Raw genomic sequence first — 20,968 nt, forward strand, 5'->3', positions numbered from 1 at the left:
GTACATTTTTGTAAGTCTTAGCTGTGAATCTTTTCATCGCGATATCGAGCATTTTCAACTTTATTGAAATCTAAATTATAAGTTTTAATTTTTCACCTATACTAAAGTCGAGTGTTGCTGATTAAGTTGTTCAGTCTATAAATCAATTGCTTATAGTAGTATTGACAAGGAAGAATAATGAAAACAAAGTTCAGCTCTGTGATATTCCTATCTTTTTGCCTCATTTTTTTGGCCGCATGCCAGCCTGATAAGACTGAGCAGGAATATATCGAAAGTGCTCTGCAGCTCATCGATAAACAGGATTATCAAGCCGCTAGTATCGAGTTAAAAAATGCCGTTAAAGTGGCGCCAGCCAGTGGTAAAGCCAGGATGTTGCTGGGGAAAACCTACCTGCTAAATGGCACGCTACAAGGTGCGCAAAAAGAACTAGAACGTGCGCTCGACCTTAACTACGATGCTGATGAAGTCATGCCTTTGCTCATTCGAGCTAATACCTTCCTGCTCGATTATGATGCGATTAAAGAAAACGTTGATACGGCCATCCAGCTAAGTCCAGTTGTGCAGCAGGAAATTCAGACCCTTGCCGGTATTTCAATGTCCATGGCCGGTGATATGCAATCGGGATTAGAGGTACTTTCTAAGGTCATTACCAATGAAAGCAATAAGGACTTCTATTACAAATTAAGTCAGGCCTGGTTTGCGGCCCACAATGATCAGTTGCCTCAGGCCATTGAAATGGTGGATGAATTACGAGCTGAAGACTCTGAATTTCAAGATGCTACGCTGATCTTGGCAAACTTATATCGCATGGATCAGAAATTACCCGAATCTGCAAATACTTATAAAGCCTATATTGAATCTTATCCATTTAACTATCTTGCGCAACTTTCCTATATTCACGTGCTGATCCGTAATCAGGATATGGATACCGCGGCACAGCAAGTTGATAGCTTGCTAGTCCTGTACCCGAACTCGCCAATCGCAAACGAATACAAAGCCGAATTACTGACCCTCAAGGGTGAATATAAAGCGGCGATTGAATACGCAACAGTGGCGCTCGCAGCCCAACCGAATCTGGTGAAATCTAACTTAATTGCAGGTGTTGCCAACTATCGAACCAATAACTACGAGTCGGCTTATCGTCACTTGAGCATTATCGAGAATGATATCCCAAGCAATCATATCGGCAATCGAATATTTTCGTCGGTTAAACTAAAACTCGGTTACGTCGATGAGGCTGTGGCCAGTATCGATCAACTGGACGAAATCACCGCTGAGGATTTTGCGTTGGTTGCTAATACTTCTCAAGCGCTTATTCGCAAAGGTGATACATCTCAAGCGAGCAAATATATTGAAAAACTCGATGAATTGGACGTCAATGATTCGCAAACGCTGGGTCAACGTGGTGCGTTAAAGTTATCCGTTCAGGACGATACCGGTATTGATGACTTAGAGCGTGCACTAGAGCTGGATCCTGATTTTGACCGGGCGCGATTAACCTTATTACTCAATTATGTAAAAAGCAAAAACTATCGCGAGGCCATGAATATTGCTGAAGATTGGGTAAAGCAAAAACCAGAAAGTGATCAGGGATATCTTGCCAGAGGCGTTGTTTATCGAGCTCAGGGAGAAAATGACAAAGCCAATAAAGCCTTTAATACGGCACTGGAAAAAGTGGAAAATAGTCCTGGTGCGCTATTTAATCTCGCCTTATACGATATTCAAAATGGTCATAGCGAACAAGCTAATGAACGGCTTGAACAATTACTGACTCATCAGGCGGATCACCGTGGTGGCTTAGATTTGATCATAACCAATGCCAACAACCTTGACGATAAAACCCAGGTTATTGAATTCTTGGAAGATCTCGCTAAAGACAATCCAGAACAACTCAATCTGAAAATTGCCCAGGCAAAAGCATTGGAGAATGTAGGCCGGCGCAGTGATGGCCTAGCGTTGTTGGCGAGCATGGCAAACCGAGATAATAATCCTGATGTGTATTATCGCGTTTATGCGAAAATGGCGATTGCTGATAAACAGTATCAACGAGCTGAAAATTTGTATTTGGCTTTGATCGAAAATAATGCCGATAACTTTGAGGCCTACCAAGGCTATTTATTTACGCTGGAAATGCAAAAGAAATATCAGCAGGCCTATACTCAGGTGAAAAAAGCTCAGACACGCTTTCCACAGCAGGAAAACCTTAAATTAGTTGAAGCAAATTATTTGCTGTTGTCCAACTCCTTGGATCGCGCCCGTGGTGTAATCGAGGAAATCGATGCCAGCGAAGTCAATGAAATAGGCTATCTGAAACTTCGTGCAAAGTTTCACTATCAAGTAAATGAGAACGCGACGGCGAAAGAATATGCTCAGCCATTGCATCAACGTCAACCGAACGGTACAAATAGCTTCCTATATGCGCAAATTCTCCAGCGTCTGGGAGAAAATGATACCGCGTTAGATGTGGTTAATGTTGCATTGCAACAAGACAATAATAATCTGGCGCTGAAAAACTTGAAAGCAGAATTGACCAGTGAATCAAATCCGCAAGAGTCGGTTGCTTTGTATAAGGAAATTGCTGACAGCTATCCGGATAGCTTCGTTGTATTAAACAATCTTGCCTGGTCGGCGATTCAGGCTAAAGATTATGAGCTGGGCTTAGATAGTGCTAAAAAAGCCGCAAAACTTGCGCCTCAGCAACCTCAGGTGATGGACACATTAGCTGTTGCTCATATGAAGATGGGACAGTACGATACTGCCGAATCCTTGTTGATCGAAGCGAAACAGGCATTACCGGATAATGAGGAAATACTCTTACATTACGCCGAAGTTTTGATTCATTTGAATAAGTTGAATGAGTCGGAGCAGGTATTGGCGACAGTGGCCAATAGTGAGAAAAAAGAGCGGGTATTACAGTTACTGGCAAATAAAGGCTAACTAACTGTTCCCTCAGAAGTACACTAAAAAAGGCTACTCAGTAGCCTTTTCTTTTGGCTTGTTTTCATGTTCAAGTATGGCTTTCTTGGCGATCAAGGCTTGTGAATCCGATTGTTGAATCAGTGAAGATATGTGGACAAGCTCGATTTGATGCCTTTCCAGCGTCGGTAGCATGCGGTGCAGTACTTTCAATGTTTTCGGGTGAGGGTGGGCAATGGCAATCGCAATCCCATCACGCTGACTGATTCTTACGAGTTTTTTAAACTGGTTCTCGATATAGGATTCATCCAGTTTATTATCCAGGAATAATTTACGATGTAAGGTCGGCACGCCATGTTGTTGTGCGACATATTCTGCCTGAGAAAATTTACTGGTTCTGGAATCTAAAAAAAACAAATCATTGGCTTTAAGGAACTTCATGGTCCAGGCCATAGGCTCGGACATCTGCGTCAGGCGACTACCCATATGATTATTGATACCAATGACATGGGGTATGTCATCTATTTGTGCTTGCAACGTATCCTGGATATGTTGCTCGGTCATGTTCGACGTTAATGCCCCAGGTCCTGGATTCAATCCTCTGATGGATTCCATTGGAACATGCAACATGATTTCTCGCTGCTGCTGCCAAGCTTGGGTGGCAAGTTCTTTGCCATGCGGCGTGTGGGGCAACACGGAAAAGGCGACCTGTCTTGGCAATAGTAAAGCGGCCCGGTCGGTATGTCGGTAGCCTATGTCGTCAATGACAATAGCGACCTTTTTTGTGTCTTGAGGGGCAGCCAAAACAGAAAAAGGCAATAAAAATACCAGAGAAAATAGTAAGCGCAAAATAAAATTCTTATTATTTTAATGTTTTGTTTACAGCAGGATAACAATAAAGTCAGGCAAAATCGATGAAAACTCAGTAATTTTTTATATGCTAAGTTAACTGATTGTTATCTATGAAATTATCGCTTTTATTTGCACCAGAGTTTGGGATTGACCGGCTTGCCTTTGTGGCGTATCTCAAAATAAAGGCCGGCTCGATTCTGTCCGCCAGATTGTCCTACCAGCGCAATTGGCTCGCCAATTTCGACACGATCCCCAACATTTTTTAACAAGGTTTGGTTGTGCCCGTAAAGACTCATATAACCATCGCCATGGTCAACCACCACAACCAGGCCATAACCTTTAAGCCAATCCGCAAATAATACCGTGCCATTGTGGATGGTATATACGGGTTGCCCTACGGGGGCTGTCATCAATACGCCTTTCCAGCGCAAATAACCTTGTTTTCGTTGCCCGTACGCATGGCGTATGCGACCTTGAACTGGCCATTGCAGCTTGTTTTTCAATTTGCTCAGGCCGGTTAATTCCCACGCTTGTTTCTGCATTGCCTGCAGCCTCGCCAAAGCCTGGATCAAAGACTTCTCTTCTTCTTCTAACTTGTTCAGACGTTGTTTCGAAGAAAGTATGCTGGAATTGATGCTTTTAAGGGTTGCGGCTCGTTGCTGACGATTATGCTGTAAATTTTGCTTTTGTAATTGTTGCTCGGCGATTAGCTCTGATAGCTTTTGCGCCTGCATGCGTTGCTCCTGCTCAACATCGAGTAAGTCCTTTATCACCGACTTATAGTCATCGATGCTTTCAATTCGAGCCGCGTTCAGATACTGATAATACGTCAGGTTGCGGCTAACTTGATTTGGATCTTGCTGATTTAGCAAGAGTTTTAGGTAATCGTGGTGGCCTGCATAATAAGCACTGCGTATTTGTTCGGCCAATGCTTTTTCTTGCTGCTGTTTTTTATCATTGAGCTCGGTTTGCTGTTTGGATAATGCTCGCAATTTCTGCTCAACGATTTTTTGGTCGTCAACGATGGACTTAATGCTCTGGGCGTTGGCGGCGATTGCCAAGTCATCCTTTTTAAGCCGCTCCTGCAACGTCTGTTGTTGCTGGCTGCCTTGATTCAGAGATTGTTTTTCCTCGACAATTTGTTGCTTAATATCATCAAGTTCTTGCTTGGTTTTATTATCTTGAGCACTCGACTGCGCATACGAAGGCATGACGCCTAGTAACCATAAGATGATGACACGGAGAAAAATTTCCGGCATTACGCGAATGCCGGAAGGTGGATGTGTGTTAAACCGAGCAGCCTTAGTCACTCAGCTGCATCAATGGAGTACCGGTCATTTCTTCAGGCTGCTCCATTGCCATTAAGGTTAATATGGTGGGGGCGATATCACTAAGCGTGCCAGTAGCTGCAGGTGTTGCTGAGCGGCCGACGTAGATGAGCGGCACAGGCTCACAGGTATGAGCCGTATGGGCTTGACCTGATTCACTGTTTACCATCATCTCGGCATTACCATGATCGGCGGTAATCAAACACTCGCCACCAGTATTATGTAACGCATCGACGACTCTGCCGATGCACTTATCAACGGCTTCACATGCTTTTACCGCGGCGTCAAAATTGCCGGTATGACCGACCATATCCCCATTCGGATAATTACAAACGATAAAATCATATTCACCGCTTTCGATTGCACCAATGAGCTTATCGGTTAATAATTCGGAATTCATTTCCGGCTGTAGATCATAAGTGGCGACTTGAGGTGATGGGATTAACTCACGTTTTTCACCAACAAAGGTTTGCTCACGGCCACCACTAAAGAAAAATGTCACGTGTGCGTATTTTTCAGTTTCTGAAATTCTTAATTGGGTTTTGTTGTGTTTCTCGAGCCACTCACCAAGAACGTTTTGCAAATCTGCTGGTGGAAAAGCCACTGCAGCGTCAATATCGGCCGCATATTCGGTTAGCATCACAAAATTACTAATGTCTGGTGTGGCCTGGCGCGCAAAGCCGTCAAAGTCCTTTTCGGTAAAGCAGCGGGTAAACTGACGGGCACGATCAGCACGGAAATTCATGAAAATCATAGCATCGCCGTCTTCTACGGTGACACTTTCGCCATTTTCAAGTATTGTCGTGGCCGCAACAAACTCGTCGTTTTCATCGCGTTGATAGGCATTTTCAAGCGCCTCGGTCACATTGTTGGCGCTATAGTCACCTTTACCACAAACCATCACATCATAAGCTTTTTCAACGCGTTCCCATCGCTGATCCCGGTCCATGGCGAAATAACGGCCAACGATAGACGCGACTCGACCATTGCCTAACTCATTGAACACCTGTTCTGCCTTTTGCAACGAAGCCAAGGCACTGCGAGGAGGTGTATCGCGCCCATCGAGGAATGCATGCAGATAAACCTTTTTAGCACCGCGTTGTTTAGCCATTTCCAATAGTGCGAAAATATGCTCTTCATGGCTATGCACACCGCCGGGAGATAATAGACCAAACACGTGCACCGCTTTGCCTTGAGTCACCGCATCATCAATGCTACTGGTCAGCACCGGATTATGACCAAATTCATTATCGGCAATCGCTTTAGTGATGCGGGTGAAATCCTGGTAGACCACGCGACCGGCACCTAAATTGACGTGGCCAACTTCGGAATTTCCCATCTGTCCATCAGGCAAACCTACCGCCATACCTGATGTGCCAATGAGCATATTGGGATAATTTTTCATTAAGCCATCCATGACCGGGGTGTTGGCATGGGAAATCGCGTTAGAATCCTGGTTCTCGCGATAACCCCATCCGTCGAGGATGATTAAAACCGTAGATTTCTTATTACTCATTGACTTACCTATATTGGGTTAACAGCTGATGCGGGGCATTATTGTACACTGGAGTGGTATCATAGAGCCAGATTGAACCCGGGATCAACCGCAAATTTATGCATTTACTGGATTCTTTATAAGCAAACGGTATACTTGTGCCTTTTGCGGATATAACGGCCGTTCGACCGGGCGTTTGCATCTTTTATATAGGTAACATAAAGGTTATGGAACAATACGTCGAATTTTTAACGAGTCATCCAATGTTGTCGATGGCATGGCTGGCAATTGCGACTCTGCTCATTTTTACTTCTGTGAAAAGTCGGTTTTCTTCGGTAAAGCCGATAAGCACGCAAGAACTGACTCTGCTAGTGAATCGTGAAGATGGGGTGGTTGTCGATATCCGTGCGGATAAAGAATTTAGAAAAGGCCACATTTTTGGTTCAAAGCACGTTACAGCAGAAAAAATTAACGGCAATGACCTGGTAAGCCTTGAAAAATACAAAGACAAGCCCATTATTGTGGTATGTGCTGCAGGAATGACTGCGGTTAAAGCGGCAAATCAGCTTGCCAAAGCGGGCTTTGAAAAAGTGAGCTACCTTAAAGGCGGTTTGTCAGCATGGCAGTCGGCAAATTTGCCGGTCAGTAAATAAAGAGAGATACATGGCAAAGGTCGTTATCTATAGCAGTGCTTATTGTCCTTATTGTCACCGGGCAAAAGCCTTGTTAGCACACAAACAGGTTACGTTTGAAGAAATTAACCTGGATCTGCAACCTGACCGCCGGTCAGAAATGATGGATCTGAGCGGAGGTCGTCATACGGTGCCGCAAATTTTTATCAATAATAAACACGTCGGTGGATGTGATGATTTGATGGCCCTTGAATATCAGGGGCATCTGGATACACTGCTGAGCGAATAAATAAAAGACGTCGTTTTTGCGACAAGATTATCAAGTTAGGAAGTAAATATTATGTCAGAAGAGAACCAAGCAGTAGCAAATGGTGCCGATAACCAACAAGCTGGACCAGCATTTGCCATTCAACGCGTATACACTAAAGACGTGTCTTTTGAAACGCCAAGCTCACCAGCGATTTTTCAAAAAGAATGGAAACCAGAAGTTAAATTGGACCTGGATACTCGCTCAAATAAATTAGCTGAAGATACCTATGAAGTTGTATTGGCGCTTACCGTAACCGCCTCTTTAGATGAGCAAGTCGCATTTTTGGCCGAAGTACAACAAGCGGGTATCTTTACCGTTGGTAATATGCCTGAGCCGCAACTGGCACACACCTTGGGCTCGTTCTGCCCGAACACATTATTCCCATATGCTCGTGAAGTGGTTAGTAGCCTGGTTGCTCGTGGTACGTTCCCACAATTAAATCTGGCTCCGGTTAACTTCGATGCCTTATTCGCTTCGTATGTTCAAAAACGTGCTGCGGACATGCAAGCTGCACAGGAAGCAAATTCTGGCACAGCTACCGACGCATAAGTTTTATGATTGATAAAGCTGACATTAGCGTAATTGGAGCCGGTTCCTATGGAACCGCTCTTGCGTTTTGTTTGGCCAGAAATGGCCAAACAACCTTACTTTGGGGCCGCAATGCTGAACACGTTGCGGCGATGCAGGAAAGTCGCTCCAATGAAGCTTATTTGCCAGGTTTTAGCTTTCCTGAAGCATTGCAACCTGAGACGGATCTTGAAAAAGTCGTCGCTGCCAGTGATATTTTGTTGATCGTCGTACCTAGTCATGCGTTTCGGGAAATGCTGCTGCAGATCAAACCAATGTTAGTACCAGGTGTAAAAATAGCTTGGGCAACCAAAGGCCTAGATCCGGTTCAAGGGCGATTGTTGCAGGATGTTGCGCGAGAAATTTTGGGTGATGATGTGCCGTTAGCTGTGCTCTCAGGCCCTACGTTCGCCAAAGAAATGGCAGCAGGTATGCCAACGGCAATATCGTTATCTTCGGAAAACAAAGAATTTTCCGATTGTCTTGCGAATCGACTTCATTGCCAGTCCTCGTTTAGGGTCTATCAAAATAGTGATTTTATCGGTGTGCAATTGGGCGGCGCGGTAAAAAATGTGATTGCCATTGGCGCTGGTATTGCCGATGGTATTGGCTTTGGTGCAAATGCCAGAACTGCTTTGATTACTCGTGGCCTTGCGGAAATGAGCCGACTTGGTGTCAAGTTAGGGGCAAATCCAGCCACCTTTATGGGGATGGCAGGTTTAGGTGATTTGGTATTAACTTGTACCGATAACCAATCCCGGAACCGTCGTTTTGGCCTAGCGTTAGGCGCGGGCGAATCGGTAGAGGGCGCTCAGCAAAAAATTGGACAGGTTGTCGAAGGCTATCGCAATACCAAAGAAGTGTTCATGTTAGCAAAACGTGAAAACGTGGAAATGCCCATCGTCGAGCAAATTTACCAGGTACTATACGAAGGTAAACCGGCTGCTGATGCGGCATTACAGCTACTTGGTCGTAACCCTACCAGTGAATGCTAATTCGTGGACCTGAATGTCTTCAGGTTCACAGATTTCCAATGCTCTATATTGTTATCGTTTGAGGACGTCAATGTTTGAAATCGCGTTATTTGAACCGAGAATCGCGCCTAATTGCGGCAATATCATTCGATTGGCCGCCAATAACGGCTGTCGCTTACATTTGATCGAACCACTGGGTTTCGATTTTGATGATAAAAAGTTAAAGCGTGCCGGCCTTGACTATCATGACTTGACGAATGTCACCAGGCATAAAAATTACCAGGCATTTCTAGACGCGGTTCCGGGTAAACGCATATTTGCCTGCACCACCAAAGGCGCAGTCCATTATCACCAGGTAAACTTCGAACCCGGAGATGTGTTGCTGTTCGGTTCCGAGACCCATGGCTTGCCAGATGAAATTCGCGATAATTTACCCGATGGTCATCGCATTCGAATTCCGATGATGCCAGACGCGCGTTCATTAAACCTGGCCAATTCGGTCGCCATTATCAGTTATGAGGCCTGGCGTCAGGTAGGGTTTGTAGACGCGATTTAATTCATTATTGCGTTAATCGATTCGGGTTGCTGCCCGATAGATTTTCAATAGCTGCTGCAAAGCTTGGTGCGCCTGCAAATCAATATTACTATGCAACAGTCCATAAACATTCGTTTCAATGCTCTGTGCCAATTCGGCACAACTCATATCAAGGTGCTCTAAGGTAATTTGTTGATTATTTAGCGCCAATGCAATTAATTCAGTTAGATTTTCGCGGACAAACTGACGTTGAGTCTGACTTAAGTCTTCGGCATATTGCATGCATGATTGCACCAAATCCTGATGCACTTGCTTGTCTTTAATGTCCTGAAAAACCGGCTGACCTAATGCCATCACAATATCTTCCACCACCTGCCAGACGTTCGTCACCTGAACTCGATGCAGCTTTACTTGCTCTTGAGTGTGAAGAAAGTGTTGCTCTACAACCTGTCTGAAAATATCTTCTTTGCCGCCAAACAGTTTATGAATAGTAACTCGTGAAGTATCAGCATAGCGACTGATCATAGAGATAGTGGTGGGCTTAAAACCAAACTGGAAAAAGCAACTGCGGGCAGCGCTCAGAATTTGCTGTTTACGATCTCGATTTTGGTTGGGCATGATTGGATCAGTCTGACTCTTGGCCTAATGGAACGATTTAAGGCTATCTTAGATCAATTTTGACGTATTCCCCAGCAATATATTAAAAACAAAAATTTATCAATTAACAAATATTGTAAATGTGTTAATCTCTTGCCATCGTTTACTCTCTGCTAACCTTAACAGAGATGATGGAGTGGTTATGTTTAGAAAAATTTCGTTATTGATTTTGTGTACCGGTCTACTGGCCTGTGAACAGGAGTCAGCCGTTAAAGCGCTGGATAAGAAACCTGCGGTGGTTCAGCTCGCCAAGGTCCAACCTGTGCCTCACCAAAACAAATATAGTTTCCCGGCAACGGTTTCTGCAGTGAAAACCATTGAGTTAAGTTTTGAAGTGTCTGGGCGATTAAACCAATTGGATTTAGTCCAGGGAAAGAAAATCAAAAAAGGTTATTTACTTGCAAGCATTGATAGAGCGCCTTTTGAACGTAGGGTTGATGAGCAACAGGTCAGGCTCGATATTGCCAAAAAGGATTTAGGCCGGATCAAGACAATGTTCGATAAAGGGTTGGCGTCCCAGAGTATGTATGACAATGCAGAAACTCAAATGGAATTGGCCACCATCGATTTAAACAATGCGCTTCAGGATTTAAGCTATACCCAACTTAGAGCGCCCTTTGATGCGCAGGTGTCCGAACGCTTAGTAGACAATAATAGTTATGTACAGTCAGGCAAACCCATCGCCCGCCTGCAGGATCTTTCACGAATTTATTTCTCCTTTAACGTACCGGAACGGATTTTATCAGCGAACGCCAATAATGAGTTAGTTTCGGCAACGGCAACCTTACTTTCAAAAAATGCACCAAGCTTTGACGTGGAGTACGTTGAGCATCGCACACAACCGGAACCTATAACCCAGACCTACCAGGTGGTATTTGCCATGGAGCCTGTCGACAAACAGGTATTTACGCCCGGGGCGCGGGCAAAGGTGGAAGTAACTCTGGAAAATAGCCAGCCAATAAGCGGTTTGGTTTTACCATTAAGTGCACTGGTTGGAGATAAGAATAAGGGTTTTTTCGTCTGGCGTTATCAGCAACAGCAAAAATCGGTAGAGAAAGTTACCGTCACAGTGCTTAAGATTATCGGCAAGCGAGTGATTGTCGATTCGGAATTAACCGCATCGGATCACATCGTCCGGGCTGGTGTTAATCAACTGGTTGAAGGTCAGCAGGTCACTCCGTATAAGGCGCCATAATTAATGAATATTGCAAAATATGCTATTAAAAAGCCAGTCAATATCTGGCTTTTAGTGTTGATTCTGCTTTTTGGTGGTGCCCTGGCATTAAGCAAAATCGGACGCTTGGAAGATCCGGCGTTTACCATAAAGATGGCGCAGGTCATTACCCAATTCGAAGGCGCTGGAGCTGAACAGGTTGAAGAAGAGCTTACTGAGCCGTTAGAAATCGCATTGCAACAAATGCCGCAGCTCAAGCGCTTAACATCGACTTCCAAGCCCGGTGTTTCCGAAATTACCGTCGAAATCGAAAGTCATTACGATGCGGATAAATTACCCCAAATCTGGGACGAGTTACGCAAGCGGCTTCGAGATGCTAGTGCTCAGTTACCTAAAGGTGCAGGTAAACCGACGGTGGTCGATGATTTTGGTGATGTTTCCGGGCTTTATTATGCCCTGACGGCGCCGGATTTTAGTGCCCGCGAAGTGCGCGAATTTGCGCGTATCATACGTCGAGAGTTATTAACGACCGACGGTGTTGCCCGCGTTAATGTTAATGGCGTACTGCAGGAGCAAATTGTTGCCAATATCGACCCATATCAATTAGCAGGGCTAGGCATTTCTTTTCCTGATGTCGTGCGCTTATTCAGTGACAATTTTCGTCCCTTCCATGGCGGGCGTATTTTGGTGGAAGGCAAACAGGTTCGGATTCTGGTTGAAGAGTCGCGCAATCAGTTAAATGAAATAAATAATCTGACGCTGGTGCTGCCTGGATCAAACAAATCGATCAAAGTTCGCGATATTGCCCGACTGACAGTCGAACCCACACAAATTCAACCCAGTATCATTCATCATAATGGCCAACAGGCTATCACTCTGGCAATCTCTGCGCAGCACGATATAAATATTGTTGAAGTCGGCAAGAATGTTGATGCAAAAATTGATGCAATATTGCAGTCTTTGCCCATCGGTATTAGCTTGAGCCCTATATACAACCAGGCGCAGATTGTGGATGACGCGGTGGATGGTTTTATCCTCAATATTGTCATGTCTGTGTCCGTGGTATCGCTTACCTTGTGCCTGTTTATGGGGTGGCGTTCCGGTCTGGTCGTGGGCTGTGTGCTATTAGTTACGGTGATGGGCACCGTTTTGCTGATGTGGCTGTTTGATTTACAACTGCAACGGATTTCTTTAGGCGCCATGGTGATAGCTATGGGGATGCTGGTTGATAACGCGATTGTCGTCGCAGAAGGTATGATGCTTAGAATGCGGCAGGGTAAATCAGCCATTGATGCCGCATCATTTATCGTCAAACGTACCCAGTGGCCACTTTTAGGTGCGACGGTGATTGGTATTGCGGCGTTTTCGGGTATTGGTCTGTCCGATGATGCCACCGGCGAATTCCTATTCTCGCTATTTGCGGTTATTTTAATATCACTAATGCTTAGCTGGTTATTGGCGGTTACAGTGACTCCGCTATTTGGCAGCTATTTTTACCAGGTAGGTAAGGATGCGCCAGATCAAAGTCAGGCGGCCGGCATATATCAGAAATACCAAGGCCTGCTACGCCTGGCATTGCGATATCGGGCTGTCACCATTGCGCTACTGGTGTTTATTACCATCGGCGCCTATGCCAGCTTTGGTAAGGTCAAACAAGGATTTTTCCCAGCGTCTAATGCGCCGATTTTCTTTGTGCATTATTGGGGAGGGCAAGATCAGGATATCCGACGTACCGAACAAGTCATTGCTGAGGTTGAACAACTTCTGATGGCGGATGACAATGTAACGTCGATTACCAGCTATATCGGTGCCGGCGCTGACCGCTTCACCCTCACTTATAATCCACAATCAAGAAATGAAAGCTATGGTCTATTACTGATTCGTATGGACGATGCTGAACGTATCGCTCCGTATCTAAAAACCTTACCTGAAAAACTGGCATTAGTGGATATCAATGCCAATTTCTATCTCGAAAGAATGCAGTTTGGTCCGGGTGGAGGGGCAAAATTAGGGATTCGTTTTTCAGGCCCAGATGCAGATGTGCTACGGAATTTAGCCGAGCAGGCGCAACACCTTCTGCGAAAAGATGGTTTGATCCGTGATATTCGTCATGACTGGCGTCAAAAGGGGTTGGCGATCAACACTAACTTTGATGAATTTAACGCGGGTGTCGCAGGTGTTTCCCGGGCGGACTTTTCTGATGCTATTCAGTATTCAAGTAATGGATTACAGCTAGGTTCGATTCAGGATGGTGATTATAGCTATCCGATTGTTGCTAAAATCAATCAGCCAGGTCTGGTACAGCTCAATAAGCCGGGCAATACCAACGTAGAAAATATCGTCAATGTACAGGTCTGGAGTTCCGAGCAGCGTAAATATATCCCATTTCAACAGCTATCCACCGGGATTTCTCTGGAAAGTGAAGAGGTATTAATCAATCGTCGGGATCGGGTGCGTACCATTACGGTGATGGCCGACCCGGGTATTAACGAGACCGCGGCTCAGGCTTTGGCCCGAATTAAAGAACCCATTGAAGCTTTGTCACTACCTGATGGTTATGCGATGCATTGGGGCGGCGAATATGAATCGTCGGCCGAAGCTCAACAGGCTTTAGGAGCAGGACTGCCCATGGGATTTTTTATCATGTTCTTGATTTCGGTGCTGCTGTTTGCCAGAGTGCGTCAGCCATTAATCATTTGGATGGTCGTGCCTATGGCGGTGGTTGGTGTCGTTAGTGGTTTATTATTAACGGATATGCCGTTTGGTTTTATGTCATTGCTGGGTTTTCTCAGCTTATTTGGTATGCTAATTAAAAATGCGATTGTTTTAATTGAAGAAATTGATTTGCAGATTGAAGAGGGTAAGGATAAACCGCTGGCGATTGTCGAAGCAAGTACCAGTCGTTTACGGCCAGTAACGTTAGCCGCAATCACCACGATATTAGGGATGGCGCCATTGTTATTTGACCCATTCTTTGCCGATATGTCGGTAACCATTATGGGTGGCCTTACTTTCGCAACGCTGCTGACTTTAGTGGCGGTTCCTGTGCTATACAGTGCGTTATATAAAATCAAAGTGAGTCATAGTCAGTAAGATAATCATTAACTTATGCAGGTCACGATGAACAATACGGCCGGAGAAAACTGTCAATATCGAAAACTTGTCACTCTGGCAACGAGTGTGGCGGTTTTGGTTGTCGTTCTGATGCTGTTGACAAAACTCGTTGTCTGGCACTATTCGCCCTCGGCATCGTTACTTGGTTCTGCATTAGATTCATTGTTTGACCTTGTCGCCAGCGTGACCAACTTATTGATTGTTCGCTGGTCCTTGCGTCCCGCGGATAAAGAACATCGGTTCGGTCACGGTAAAGCTGAAAATATGGCGGCTTTGTTACAAGCGTTTATCATCAGTATTTCCGCAACCGTGTTAATCGTACATGGCTGGCATCGTATGCTTAATCCTGTTGTTATCGAGCATACCTTTTGGGGCATTATGGTAAGCGTGATCGCCATTGTCTTAACCCTGGCTTTGGTTCGGTTTCAATATTATGTCATCAGCCATACAGGGTCATTGGCCATCAAAGCCGATCAATTGCATTACAAGTCCGATCTAATGTTAAATCTGGCAGTAATTGTCGCATTAATCCTGTATCAATTTGACTGGCAATTTGCCGATGGCATGTTAGCTATTTTGATTGGCGTGTATTTAATTTATGGTGCGCTTCACCTGAGCTATATGAGTGTGCAGCAATTACTGGATCATCAATTGCCCGATGAAGAATTACAACGAATTGAACAAATCATTTGTGCGCCGGAGGAAGTGGTTGGTTTTCATCAGCTGAAAACGCGGCGCGCGGGCCAACATCGTTTTATCCAATTTCATCTGGAACTGGATCAAGAGCTATCTTTGGTGGATGCACATCGCATTAGTGATCATGTGCAATATGCATTGGAAGCCGAATTTGTCGATTGCCAGGTGATTATTCATCAGGATCCTGTGGCACCGGATTGTTCTCCAACTGAGCGTTAAAAAAATCCAATATCAGAGTAAGTGCACCTTGTCGCATGGGATCCGATTCAAACAAAATTTCATGTCGGGCTCCCTCTATCACCAAAGGCTTTTGTTGCACACAGGCAATATTACTCGCCGATTGGAGCTGCTCGCAAAAGAGATCTTGCGCTTGATTTTCGACCACCGTATCTTCTTCAGCCTGCAACAATAGCGTTGCTGTCTGGTGCTGAGGTATTTGCTCGAAGGCTTTATCCATACCTGCAATTGCGGCATTGAGCCAGGAAAATGTCACCCCCCCGAGTTGCACGTTGGGATTCTGCTCCCAGGTTTTCCGGAAAATGTTATAGCGAACTTCGGAATGCATTAAATCATTGTCGACAAAAGGCTTCTCTTTATAAGGGCCGTGACCGAAAAAATACCAGGCCTTATTGCTGAGCAAATTATTGACGCCACTACCCAGCGAAACCAGTGATGTTGCAAGCCAGTGCGGCAGGCTGCCGGTACCAATCCCAAACATAGGTGCAGACAGTGCCAGCGCCTGAAATTGCTTCGGATATTTTTGCACGTACAGGCTGGCAATGGTGCCACCCATTGAATGGCCCAGTAAAAATAACGGCCCCTGGCAACGTACTGCAATGTCCGATTGCATGACGTGATGCAAGTCTTCGACATAATGGTCAAAAGATTGCACATAGCCGCGATGCCTTTGGTCCTGTTCTCGATCGGACAACCCCTGGCCTCGATGGTCGACTATCGCGACATTAAATCCGTTATTAACCAGATCAAAAACGAGTTCCTGATATTTCAGGTAGCCCTCTCCGCGGCCGGGAGAAACGACAATACAGGGATGTTGCGGCTTGTCGATGTACGAAAAATAGCGCAAATCCGGCGCATTGTCGCGGCTTAGTACCGATTGTTGGCCTTTGCTAAACAGTGCACCAATGCTGCCATTAATATTTTTCGATAATTGCTGTTCCTGAGACCAGGAATAGGTGTGTTGCATTGCCTGAGCGGCTCCTGAAGCTAGACCCAGAATCAATAAAATTGTACCAATGGTTTTCGACATTACTGATTCAGATTAAGAAATTATTTAGCATTATCATAAGGTAATTCTATGATAACCGAAAGACCCGGTTGCGACGCGTCAACATTAGTGGCACAGGCTCTTATTTTGCCATGATGGCGCTTGATAGCATCCATGGCGATAGCCAGGCCCAATCCCGTGCCGCCGGTTTGCCGGGTGCGGGAGTTATCTTCCCTGAAAAATGGCGTAAATATGCGTTCCATTTCGGTTTCACTAACGCCCTGTCCCTGGTCACTAATGGTCAGCTCTATTTGCTCCTTGTTGGTTTGCAATGACAGGCTTACCTGGCTATTTTCGCAGGAATATTTAATGGCATTATTCAATACATTGCTGATGGCGCTGTGTAATAGTGCCCGGTCCCCGAAATAGGGTATATCGAGCATGCCCTCATCGACATTCAATATTATGCCGATATTCTTGGTTTGAGCCAGAATTTGATATTCCTGAACGATTTGCTCACACAAGGTGACCAGGTCTAAAGGTTCAAGCGACAAAGGTTTAAGTTGATTTTCAAGTCGTGAAAGCGCTAGCGCTTTACCCACCATATCGTCCAATTGCTCGATTTCATTGCGACTGCGTTGTAGGTTTTCCTGTATTTGCGGCGTATCTTTACTCTGTTTTTCCAATAGACTAATTAATAGCTGTAATCGGGTAAGTGGTGAACGTAATTCATGCGAAACATCACCCAGCAGTCTTTTATGGGCACTGATGTGTTGATTTATCTGTTCAGCCATGCGGTTAAAGGCCTGCCCTAATTCCCCGAGCTCATCAAAACGACGTTCGAATTCAGGTACTCTGGTATCCAGCTCGCCTTGACCAAATTGGCGGCTTGCTATCGTTAAGCGCTTGACTGGTTTGAGTAAGAGCCAGGTGAGGCCCCCACAGACAAGGGCGGAAACCAAAGCCAGAGATAACAGCCGGAGCCAGTCCGGTAAGCGATTGAAGAAGCCGCCGCGTTGCTCGGGCTTATCAGGAATGCCGATATACAACTGTAAGTCACCTTGATCTAACGGTAGGCTCTGTGGGCCAATCAACCGATACCCAGGTAAGTTGAGTCTTACCGGTTGTGGATAATTAAGGTTTGTGAGCCGTTCATGAACGACGGGTTTTGGATAACGTGCATTAGTGTATAAACGATCGTTGTCGCGATCAAATAGCCAAACCTCTCTCGGGATCCGAACGTTTCGTTTAAGCGAGGATTCAAGCTTACGCAGGCTCGGTTGCGTCATCTTAGGGAGAGATTGCTGCAAGCGCGTGCTGGTTTTTGACAGCAGTTTTTGTTGTTGGAAATTCAATGGCGTCGCCTGAGGGGGCGTTAGAAAGTTTACACTGACCCAACGGGTAACCAATATTGAGACGATTGCTACCAGCCAAAAGCCAATAAACATTTTAATAAATAACGATGAGTACCAGCGTTTGGAAAATAAACTCACGATTCACTATTCCCGGAATTAAATATATAGCCAATTCCACGTACGGTATTGATGCAATCCTCTTTCCCGTGTAGCTGCAACTTGCGGCGGATATTCGAAATGTGCATATCAATCCCGCGATCAAATTTTGCTAAAGGGCGATTTAACACATTTTCTGATAACGCCTCTTTACTGACGACTTGGTTAGGCTGCTGCATAAGCAAATGCAACATTTCAAATTCGGTCCCGGTTAGCTCAATGTGTTTGCCTAAATAGTCAACTTGGCGTGTTGCAGGCGTTAGCGTTACTTGATTGCAGGACACGGGTTGTTGCGCTTTTTGATGGGCAACGATATCGATGCGCCGAAAAATAGCTTGAATGCGAGCTAAAAGCTCAGCAGGGTTAAAGGGCTTCGGCAAATAATCGTCGGCACCTAACGTTAGCCCGAGCACCCGGTCCGCCTCATCGCCTTTGGCCGTTAGCATTATAATGGGCGTGTGATGCTGTCCACCGAGTGCCTGCAGCACTTCAAAGCCAGTTAAGCCTGGCATCATCACATCGAGCAGGATGAGAGAATAATCCTGATTTCTGGCCTTTTGCAAACCGCTTAAGCCATCGTGGCAAGCCTCTATTTTAATGTTTTCTGTCGCCAGGTATTCAGATAGCAATTCTGCCAAAGACTGATCATCATCAATTAATAAAATAGGTTTTTGCTGCACGATAATGCCCTCTAGTCGCTTATGTCCTTTAATAAGGTTAAACGCGTTCAATGTAATTCAGGTATCGGCTTTATTCAAACCCTTAGATATGGCAATGACCTGACGGTGAAATTGCATTCGCCATGATGAAAGGCAACCGAATAACGTAAATCTAACCTGAATTTAGTTCAGGGTGAAAGCCTTTACTTAAAATTTACACAGCCTTTGCACTACTTTGCATTGGTTTTGGCTAATATTGCTATCGTACTTAGTTAGTGAAGAGGAACAATATAATGACACGTACGAGAACTTTTAACACATCTGTACTTCTGGTATTGCTATCCAGTCTGGCATTTTCCAGTATGGCGTTTGATAAGCCTATGTCTAAAGGTGAGCGAGGTGGAAAATCTCAGCAAATGACAAAGATGTTCCGCGGCCTTGATTTGACCGAGGCACAAAAAGCTGAGATTAAAACGATTCGCGAATCAAGTAAGCAGCAATTACACGCATTGGCGCCAAATAAAGATGAAAATCGTGAAGAGTTACAGGCGATTATCAGAGCCGACACCTTCGATGAAGATGCGTTTATGGCCCTGCAGAAAGATACCCAGGAGCAAAAGCAGCAAGCTGAATTAATCAAGGCTAAAACCATGCATCAGATTTACCATGTGTTAGATTCAGAGCAACGGGTGAAGTTTGAAAAAATGCAGCAAGAGCGCAAACAACGAAAGTGATATAACAAGTTTTCGTAAACGACACACGCCCTCATTTGAGGGCGTTTTTTGTTGCCAGAAAATAAATTTAGGTTTTTTTGTAATAAATTCTCGGACCTTGAGACTAGAACACTAACAATGGATTACTGGGAATCGAAAAGTGAAAAAATATCGTGATAAAACCAATAACGTTTGTTCTGTCAGAAAATGGCAGCAGGTGTTTGAAAACCCCAGGGCTTTGCTGTTTCTGATCGTACCTGGCCTGATTGGCGGACTCGTAGCGCCATTGGCATCTGCGAATCAGGAGTCGTTATTAGAAAGTTGTTATTTACCAGGATATTCACAACCGGCTGAATGTGGGTTTGTTGAGGTGCCTCGCAATTATCAACAGCCAGATGAAGGCAGGGTGCGTATCCATGTAAGTCGGGTTCGCAGCCGCAGTGGCGAAACTTTATCGCCTTTGTTTGTCCTCGCAGGCGGGCCAGGGCAGGCGGCAACTGAGCTGGGTCGTTTCATTCCAACGGCCTTTGCCGCCATTATTAAACGTCGCGATATTATTTTTGTTGATCAACGCGGTACCGGCAAAAGCCAACCAATTAACTGTGAGACTGCATCTTTGGCTACCCTGCGACAAACGACTCAGGCGCTACAGAGCTGTCGTCAGAAAATCAATCCGTTACTAGGGCAACTAACCACTCGCGTATACGTTGAGGATCTAGAGTCGGTACGCCAATATCTAGGGCTGGATAATATTACTTTGTGGGGTGGTTCATACGGCACCTTTTCGGCTCAGGCATATGCCAGTACCTATCCAGATGCTGTCGCTGGGATGATACTTGATGCTGTAGTAAGCCTTGATAGCCAGTTTTTGGCAGAGGGCGCCGTTTATGCACAGCAGGCGCTACAAAGGTTGGTCGAACTATGCCGAGAAAATACCGGGTGCCAGCAGGCTTACCCGGATTGGCCGCAGCAATTATTTGCCATTATTAATAGACTCAATGAAGAGCCATTATCTCAGGGGCAGTTACAGGGAGTGACAGGCCTGGACTTAGCCCAGATTATTCGCACGGCTTTGTACTCGCCAATCAGCGCATCCCGTGTTCCTATGGCGGTGGAACGCGCCTATAACGGTGATTATTCGATGATTCAGGGGTTGGCGATGATGGCCGGCAGCGGCGCGTCGAATTCCATGTATCTTGGCTTAACGCTAGGTGTACTTTGTCAGGAGCACATTAGTGAACAAGGGCAAGAATACGCTATAGCTAAAGGGCAACAGAGCTTTGTAAAACATAGCTATTTTTCGTTTTGGCAACAGGCCTGTGGCAACCAGGATGCGAGTTTGTACCAACCTTTTGAGGCACCTGAAGCTATCGAGGTACCCACCTTACTTCTCTCTGGGGAATTGGACCCTGTTACCCCTGAGCAAAGCGCAGAACAGGCACGCAAATATTTACCGAATTCCACCCATCTGATCATTGCCAATAGCGGTCATATCGTTTCTTACCAAGGATGTGTGCCGAATTTGATCGCGGAATTTCTCGAACAAAAATCTATCGCCAAGCCTGAATGTGCGATTCGCCAGGGCTCGTTGCCCTTTGCTTTATAGGAGT

General features: G+C 45.3%; 18 protein-coding genes. 11 read left to right on the top strand and 7 right to left on the bottom strand.

What is annotated here, in order from left to right:
* Nucleotides 1-177 precede the first annotated feature (177 nt).
* Nucleotides 178-2,937 carry an XrtA/PEP-CTERM system TPR-repeat protein PrsT gene (gene prsT, locus ACHUFQ_RS00525; RefSeq protein ID WP_394171961.1) on the top strand — a complete coding sequence of 920 codons (2,760 nt, stop codon included), beginning with the start codon at nt 178-180 and terminating at the stop codon, nt 2,935-2,937.
* Between the two features lie 33 nt (nt 2,938-2,970).
* Here the strand turns inward: prsT and ACHUFQ_RS00530 are convergent, their stop codons facing one another.
* The 3 genes from ACHUFQ_RS00530 to gpmM form a co-directional block, all read right to left on the bottom strand.
* On the bottom strand, nt 2,971-3,765 hold the full coding sequence (locus tag ACHUFQ_RS00530; RefSeq protein ID WP_394171963.1) for a divergent polysaccharide deacetylase family protein: 795 nt from the start codon (nt 3,763-3,765) through the stop codon (nt 2,971-2,973).
* A gap of 128 nt (nt 3,766-3,893) precedes the next feature.
* Complete coding sequence (locus tag ACHUFQ_RS00535; protein WP_394172185.1) at nt 3,894-4,199, bottom strand: murein hydrolase activator EnvC family protein; 306 nt, start codon at nt 4,197-4,199, stop codon at nt 3,894-3,896.
* Nucleotides 4,200-5,070: 871 nt separating this feature from the next.
* Nucleotides 5,071-6,612, bottom strand: coding sequence for a 2,3-bisphosphoglycerate-independent phosphoglycerate mutase (gene gpmM, locus ACHUFQ_RS00540; protein ID WP_394171965.1), 1,542 nt, complete (start codon nt 6,610-6,612; stop codon nt 5,071-5,073).
* Between the two features lie 206 nt (nt 6,613-6,818).
* On the opposite strand from gpmM, the gene ACHUFQ_RS00545 reads away from it, so the two are divergent.
* The 5 genes from ACHUFQ_RS00545 to ACHUFQ_RS00565 all read left to right on the top strand — a co-directional run bounded on the left by ACHUFQ_RS00545 (nt 6,819) and on the right by ACHUFQ_RS00565 (nt 9,630).
* Nucleotides 6,819-7,244, top strand: a complete 426-nt coding sequence (locus ACHUFQ_RS00545; RefSeq protein WP_394171967.1) for a rhodanese-like domain-containing protein — start codon at nt 6,819-6,821, stop codon at nt 7,242-7,244.
* A 10-nt stretch (nt 7,245-7,254) separates the two neighbouring features.
* The gene (gene grxC / locus ACHUFQ_RS00550) at nt 7,255-7,512 is read left to right on the top strand and encodes a glutaredoxin 3 (RefSeq protein ID WP_394171969.1); all 258 of its coding nucleotides are present in this window, start codon (nt 7,255-7,257) and stop codon (nt 7,510-7,512) included.
* A gap of 51 nt (nt 7,513-7,563) precedes the next feature.
* The gene (secB, locus tag ACHUFQ_RS00555; RefSeq protein ID WP_394171971.1) at nt 7,564-8,082 is read left to right on the top strand and encodes a protein-export chaperone SecB; all 519 of its coding nucleotides are present in this window, start codon (nt 7,564-7,566) and stop codon (nt 8,080-8,082) included.
* Nucleotides 8,083-8,087: 5 nt separating this feature from the next.
* Nucleotides 8,088-9,095: an NAD(P)H-dependent glycerol-3-phosphate dehydrogenase gene (gene gpsA, locus ACHUFQ_RS00560; RefSeq protein ID WP_394171972.1), complete on the top strand. Its 1,008-nt coding sequence runs from the start codon at nt 8,088-8,090 to the stop codon at nt 9,093-9,095.
* A 70-nt stretch (nt 9,096-9,165) separates the two neighbouring features.
* Nucleotides 9,166-9,630, top strand: coding sequence for a tRNA (cytidine(34)-2'-O)-methyltransferase (locus ACHUFQ_RS00565; RefSeq protein ID WP_394171973.1), 465 nt, complete (start codon nt 9,166-9,168; stop codon nt 9,628-9,630).
* Nucleotides 9,631-9,642: 12 nt separating this feature from the next.
* Here the strand turns inward: ACHUFQ_RS00565 and ACHUFQ_RS00570 are convergent, their stop codons facing one another.
* The gene (locus tag ACHUFQ_RS00570; RefSeq protein WP_394171975.1) at nt 9,643-10,227 is read right to left on the bottom strand and encodes a TetR/AcrR family transcriptional regulator; all 585 of its coding nucleotides are present in this window, start codon (nt 10,225-10,227) and stop codon (nt 9,643-9,645) included.
* 181 nt (nt 10,228-10,408) lie between these two features.
* Between ACHUFQ_RS00570 and ACHUFQ_RS00575 the strand changes: the two genes are divergently transcribed.
* The 3 genes from ACHUFQ_RS00575 to ACHUFQ_RS00585 are packed head-to-tail and all read left to right on the top strand — an operon-like array spanning nt 10,409 to nt 15,469.
* Nucleotides 10,409-11,461, top strand: a complete 1,053-nt coding sequence (locus ACHUFQ_RS00575) for an efflux RND transporter periplasmic adaptor subunit (RefSeq protein WP_394171976.1) — start codon at nt 10,409-10,411, stop codon at nt 11,459-11,461.
* A 3-nt stretch (nt 11,462-11,464) separates the two neighbouring features.
* Nucleotides 11,465-14,533, top strand: coding sequence for an efflux RND transporter permease subunit (locus tag ACHUFQ_RS00580; protein ID WP_394171978.1), 3,069 nt, complete (start codon nt 11,465-11,467; stop codon nt 14,531-14,533).
* 27 nt (nt 14,534-14,560) lie between these two features.
* On the top strand, nt 14,561-15,469 hold the full coding sequence (locus ACHUFQ_RS00585; protein WP_394171980.1) for a cation diffusion facilitator family transporter: 909 nt from the start codon (nt 14,561-14,563) through the stop codon (nt 15,467-15,469).
* On the opposite strand, the gene ACHUFQ_RS00590 is transcribed toward ACHUFQ_RS00585, so the two are convergent.
* The 3 genes from ACHUFQ_RS00590 to ACHUFQ_RS00600 are packed head-to-tail and all read right to left on the bottom strand — an operon-like array spanning nt 15,420 to nt 18,666.
* Entirely contained in the window at nt 15,420-16,517 is a 1,098-nt protein-coding gene (locus ACHUFQ_RS00590; protein WP_394171982.1) for an alpha/beta fold hydrolase, read from the bottom strand. The genes ACHUFQ_RS00585 and ACHUFQ_RS00590 overlap by 50 nt on opposite strands.
* 20 nt (nt 16,518-16,537) lie before the next feature.
* Nucleotides 16,538-17,968: an ATP-binding protein gene (locus tag ACHUFQ_RS00595; protein ID WP_394171983.1), complete on the bottom strand. Its 1,431-nt coding sequence runs from the start codon at nt 17,966-17,968 to the stop codon at nt 16,538-16,540.
* Nucleotides 17,965-18,666, bottom strand: coding sequence for a response regulator transcription factor (locus ACHUFQ_RS00600; RefSeq protein ID WP_394171984.1), 702 nt, complete (start codon nt 18,664-18,666; stop codon nt 17,965-17,967). The genes ACHUFQ_RS00595 and ACHUFQ_RS00600 overlap by 4 nt, the downstream gene beginning before the upstream one ends.
* 272 nt (nt 18,667-18,938) lie before the next feature.
* Here ACHUFQ_RS00600 and ACHUFQ_RS00605 point away from each other — a divergent pair, with 272 nt between their 5' ends.
* Together ACHUFQ_RS00605 and ACHUFQ_RS00610 are read left to right on the top strand one after the other, a co-directional pair.
* Nucleotides 18,939-19,379 carry a Spy/CpxP family protein refolding chaperone gene (locus tag ACHUFQ_RS00605; RefSeq protein WP_394171986.1) on the top strand — a complete coding sequence of 147 codons (441 nt, stop codon included), beginning with the start codon at nt 18,939-18,941 and terminating at the stop codon, nt 19,377-19,379.
* A 139-nt stretch (nt 19,380-19,518) separates the two neighbouring features.
* Nucleotides 19,519-20,964 (top strand): alpha/beta fold hydrolase, encoded by a 1,446-nt coding sequence (locus ACHUFQ_RS00610; protein WP_394171987.1) that lies wholly within the window; start codon nt 19,519-19,521, stop codon nt 20,962-20,964.
* Nucleotides 20,965-20,968 lie beyond the last annotated feature (4 nt).

The organism is Thalassotalea litorea, assembly GCF_043642205.1.
Taxonomy (GTDB): domain Bacteria; phylum Pseudomonadota; class Gammaproteobacteria; order Enterobacterales; family Alteromonadaceae; genus Thalassotalea_A; species Thalassotalea_A litorea.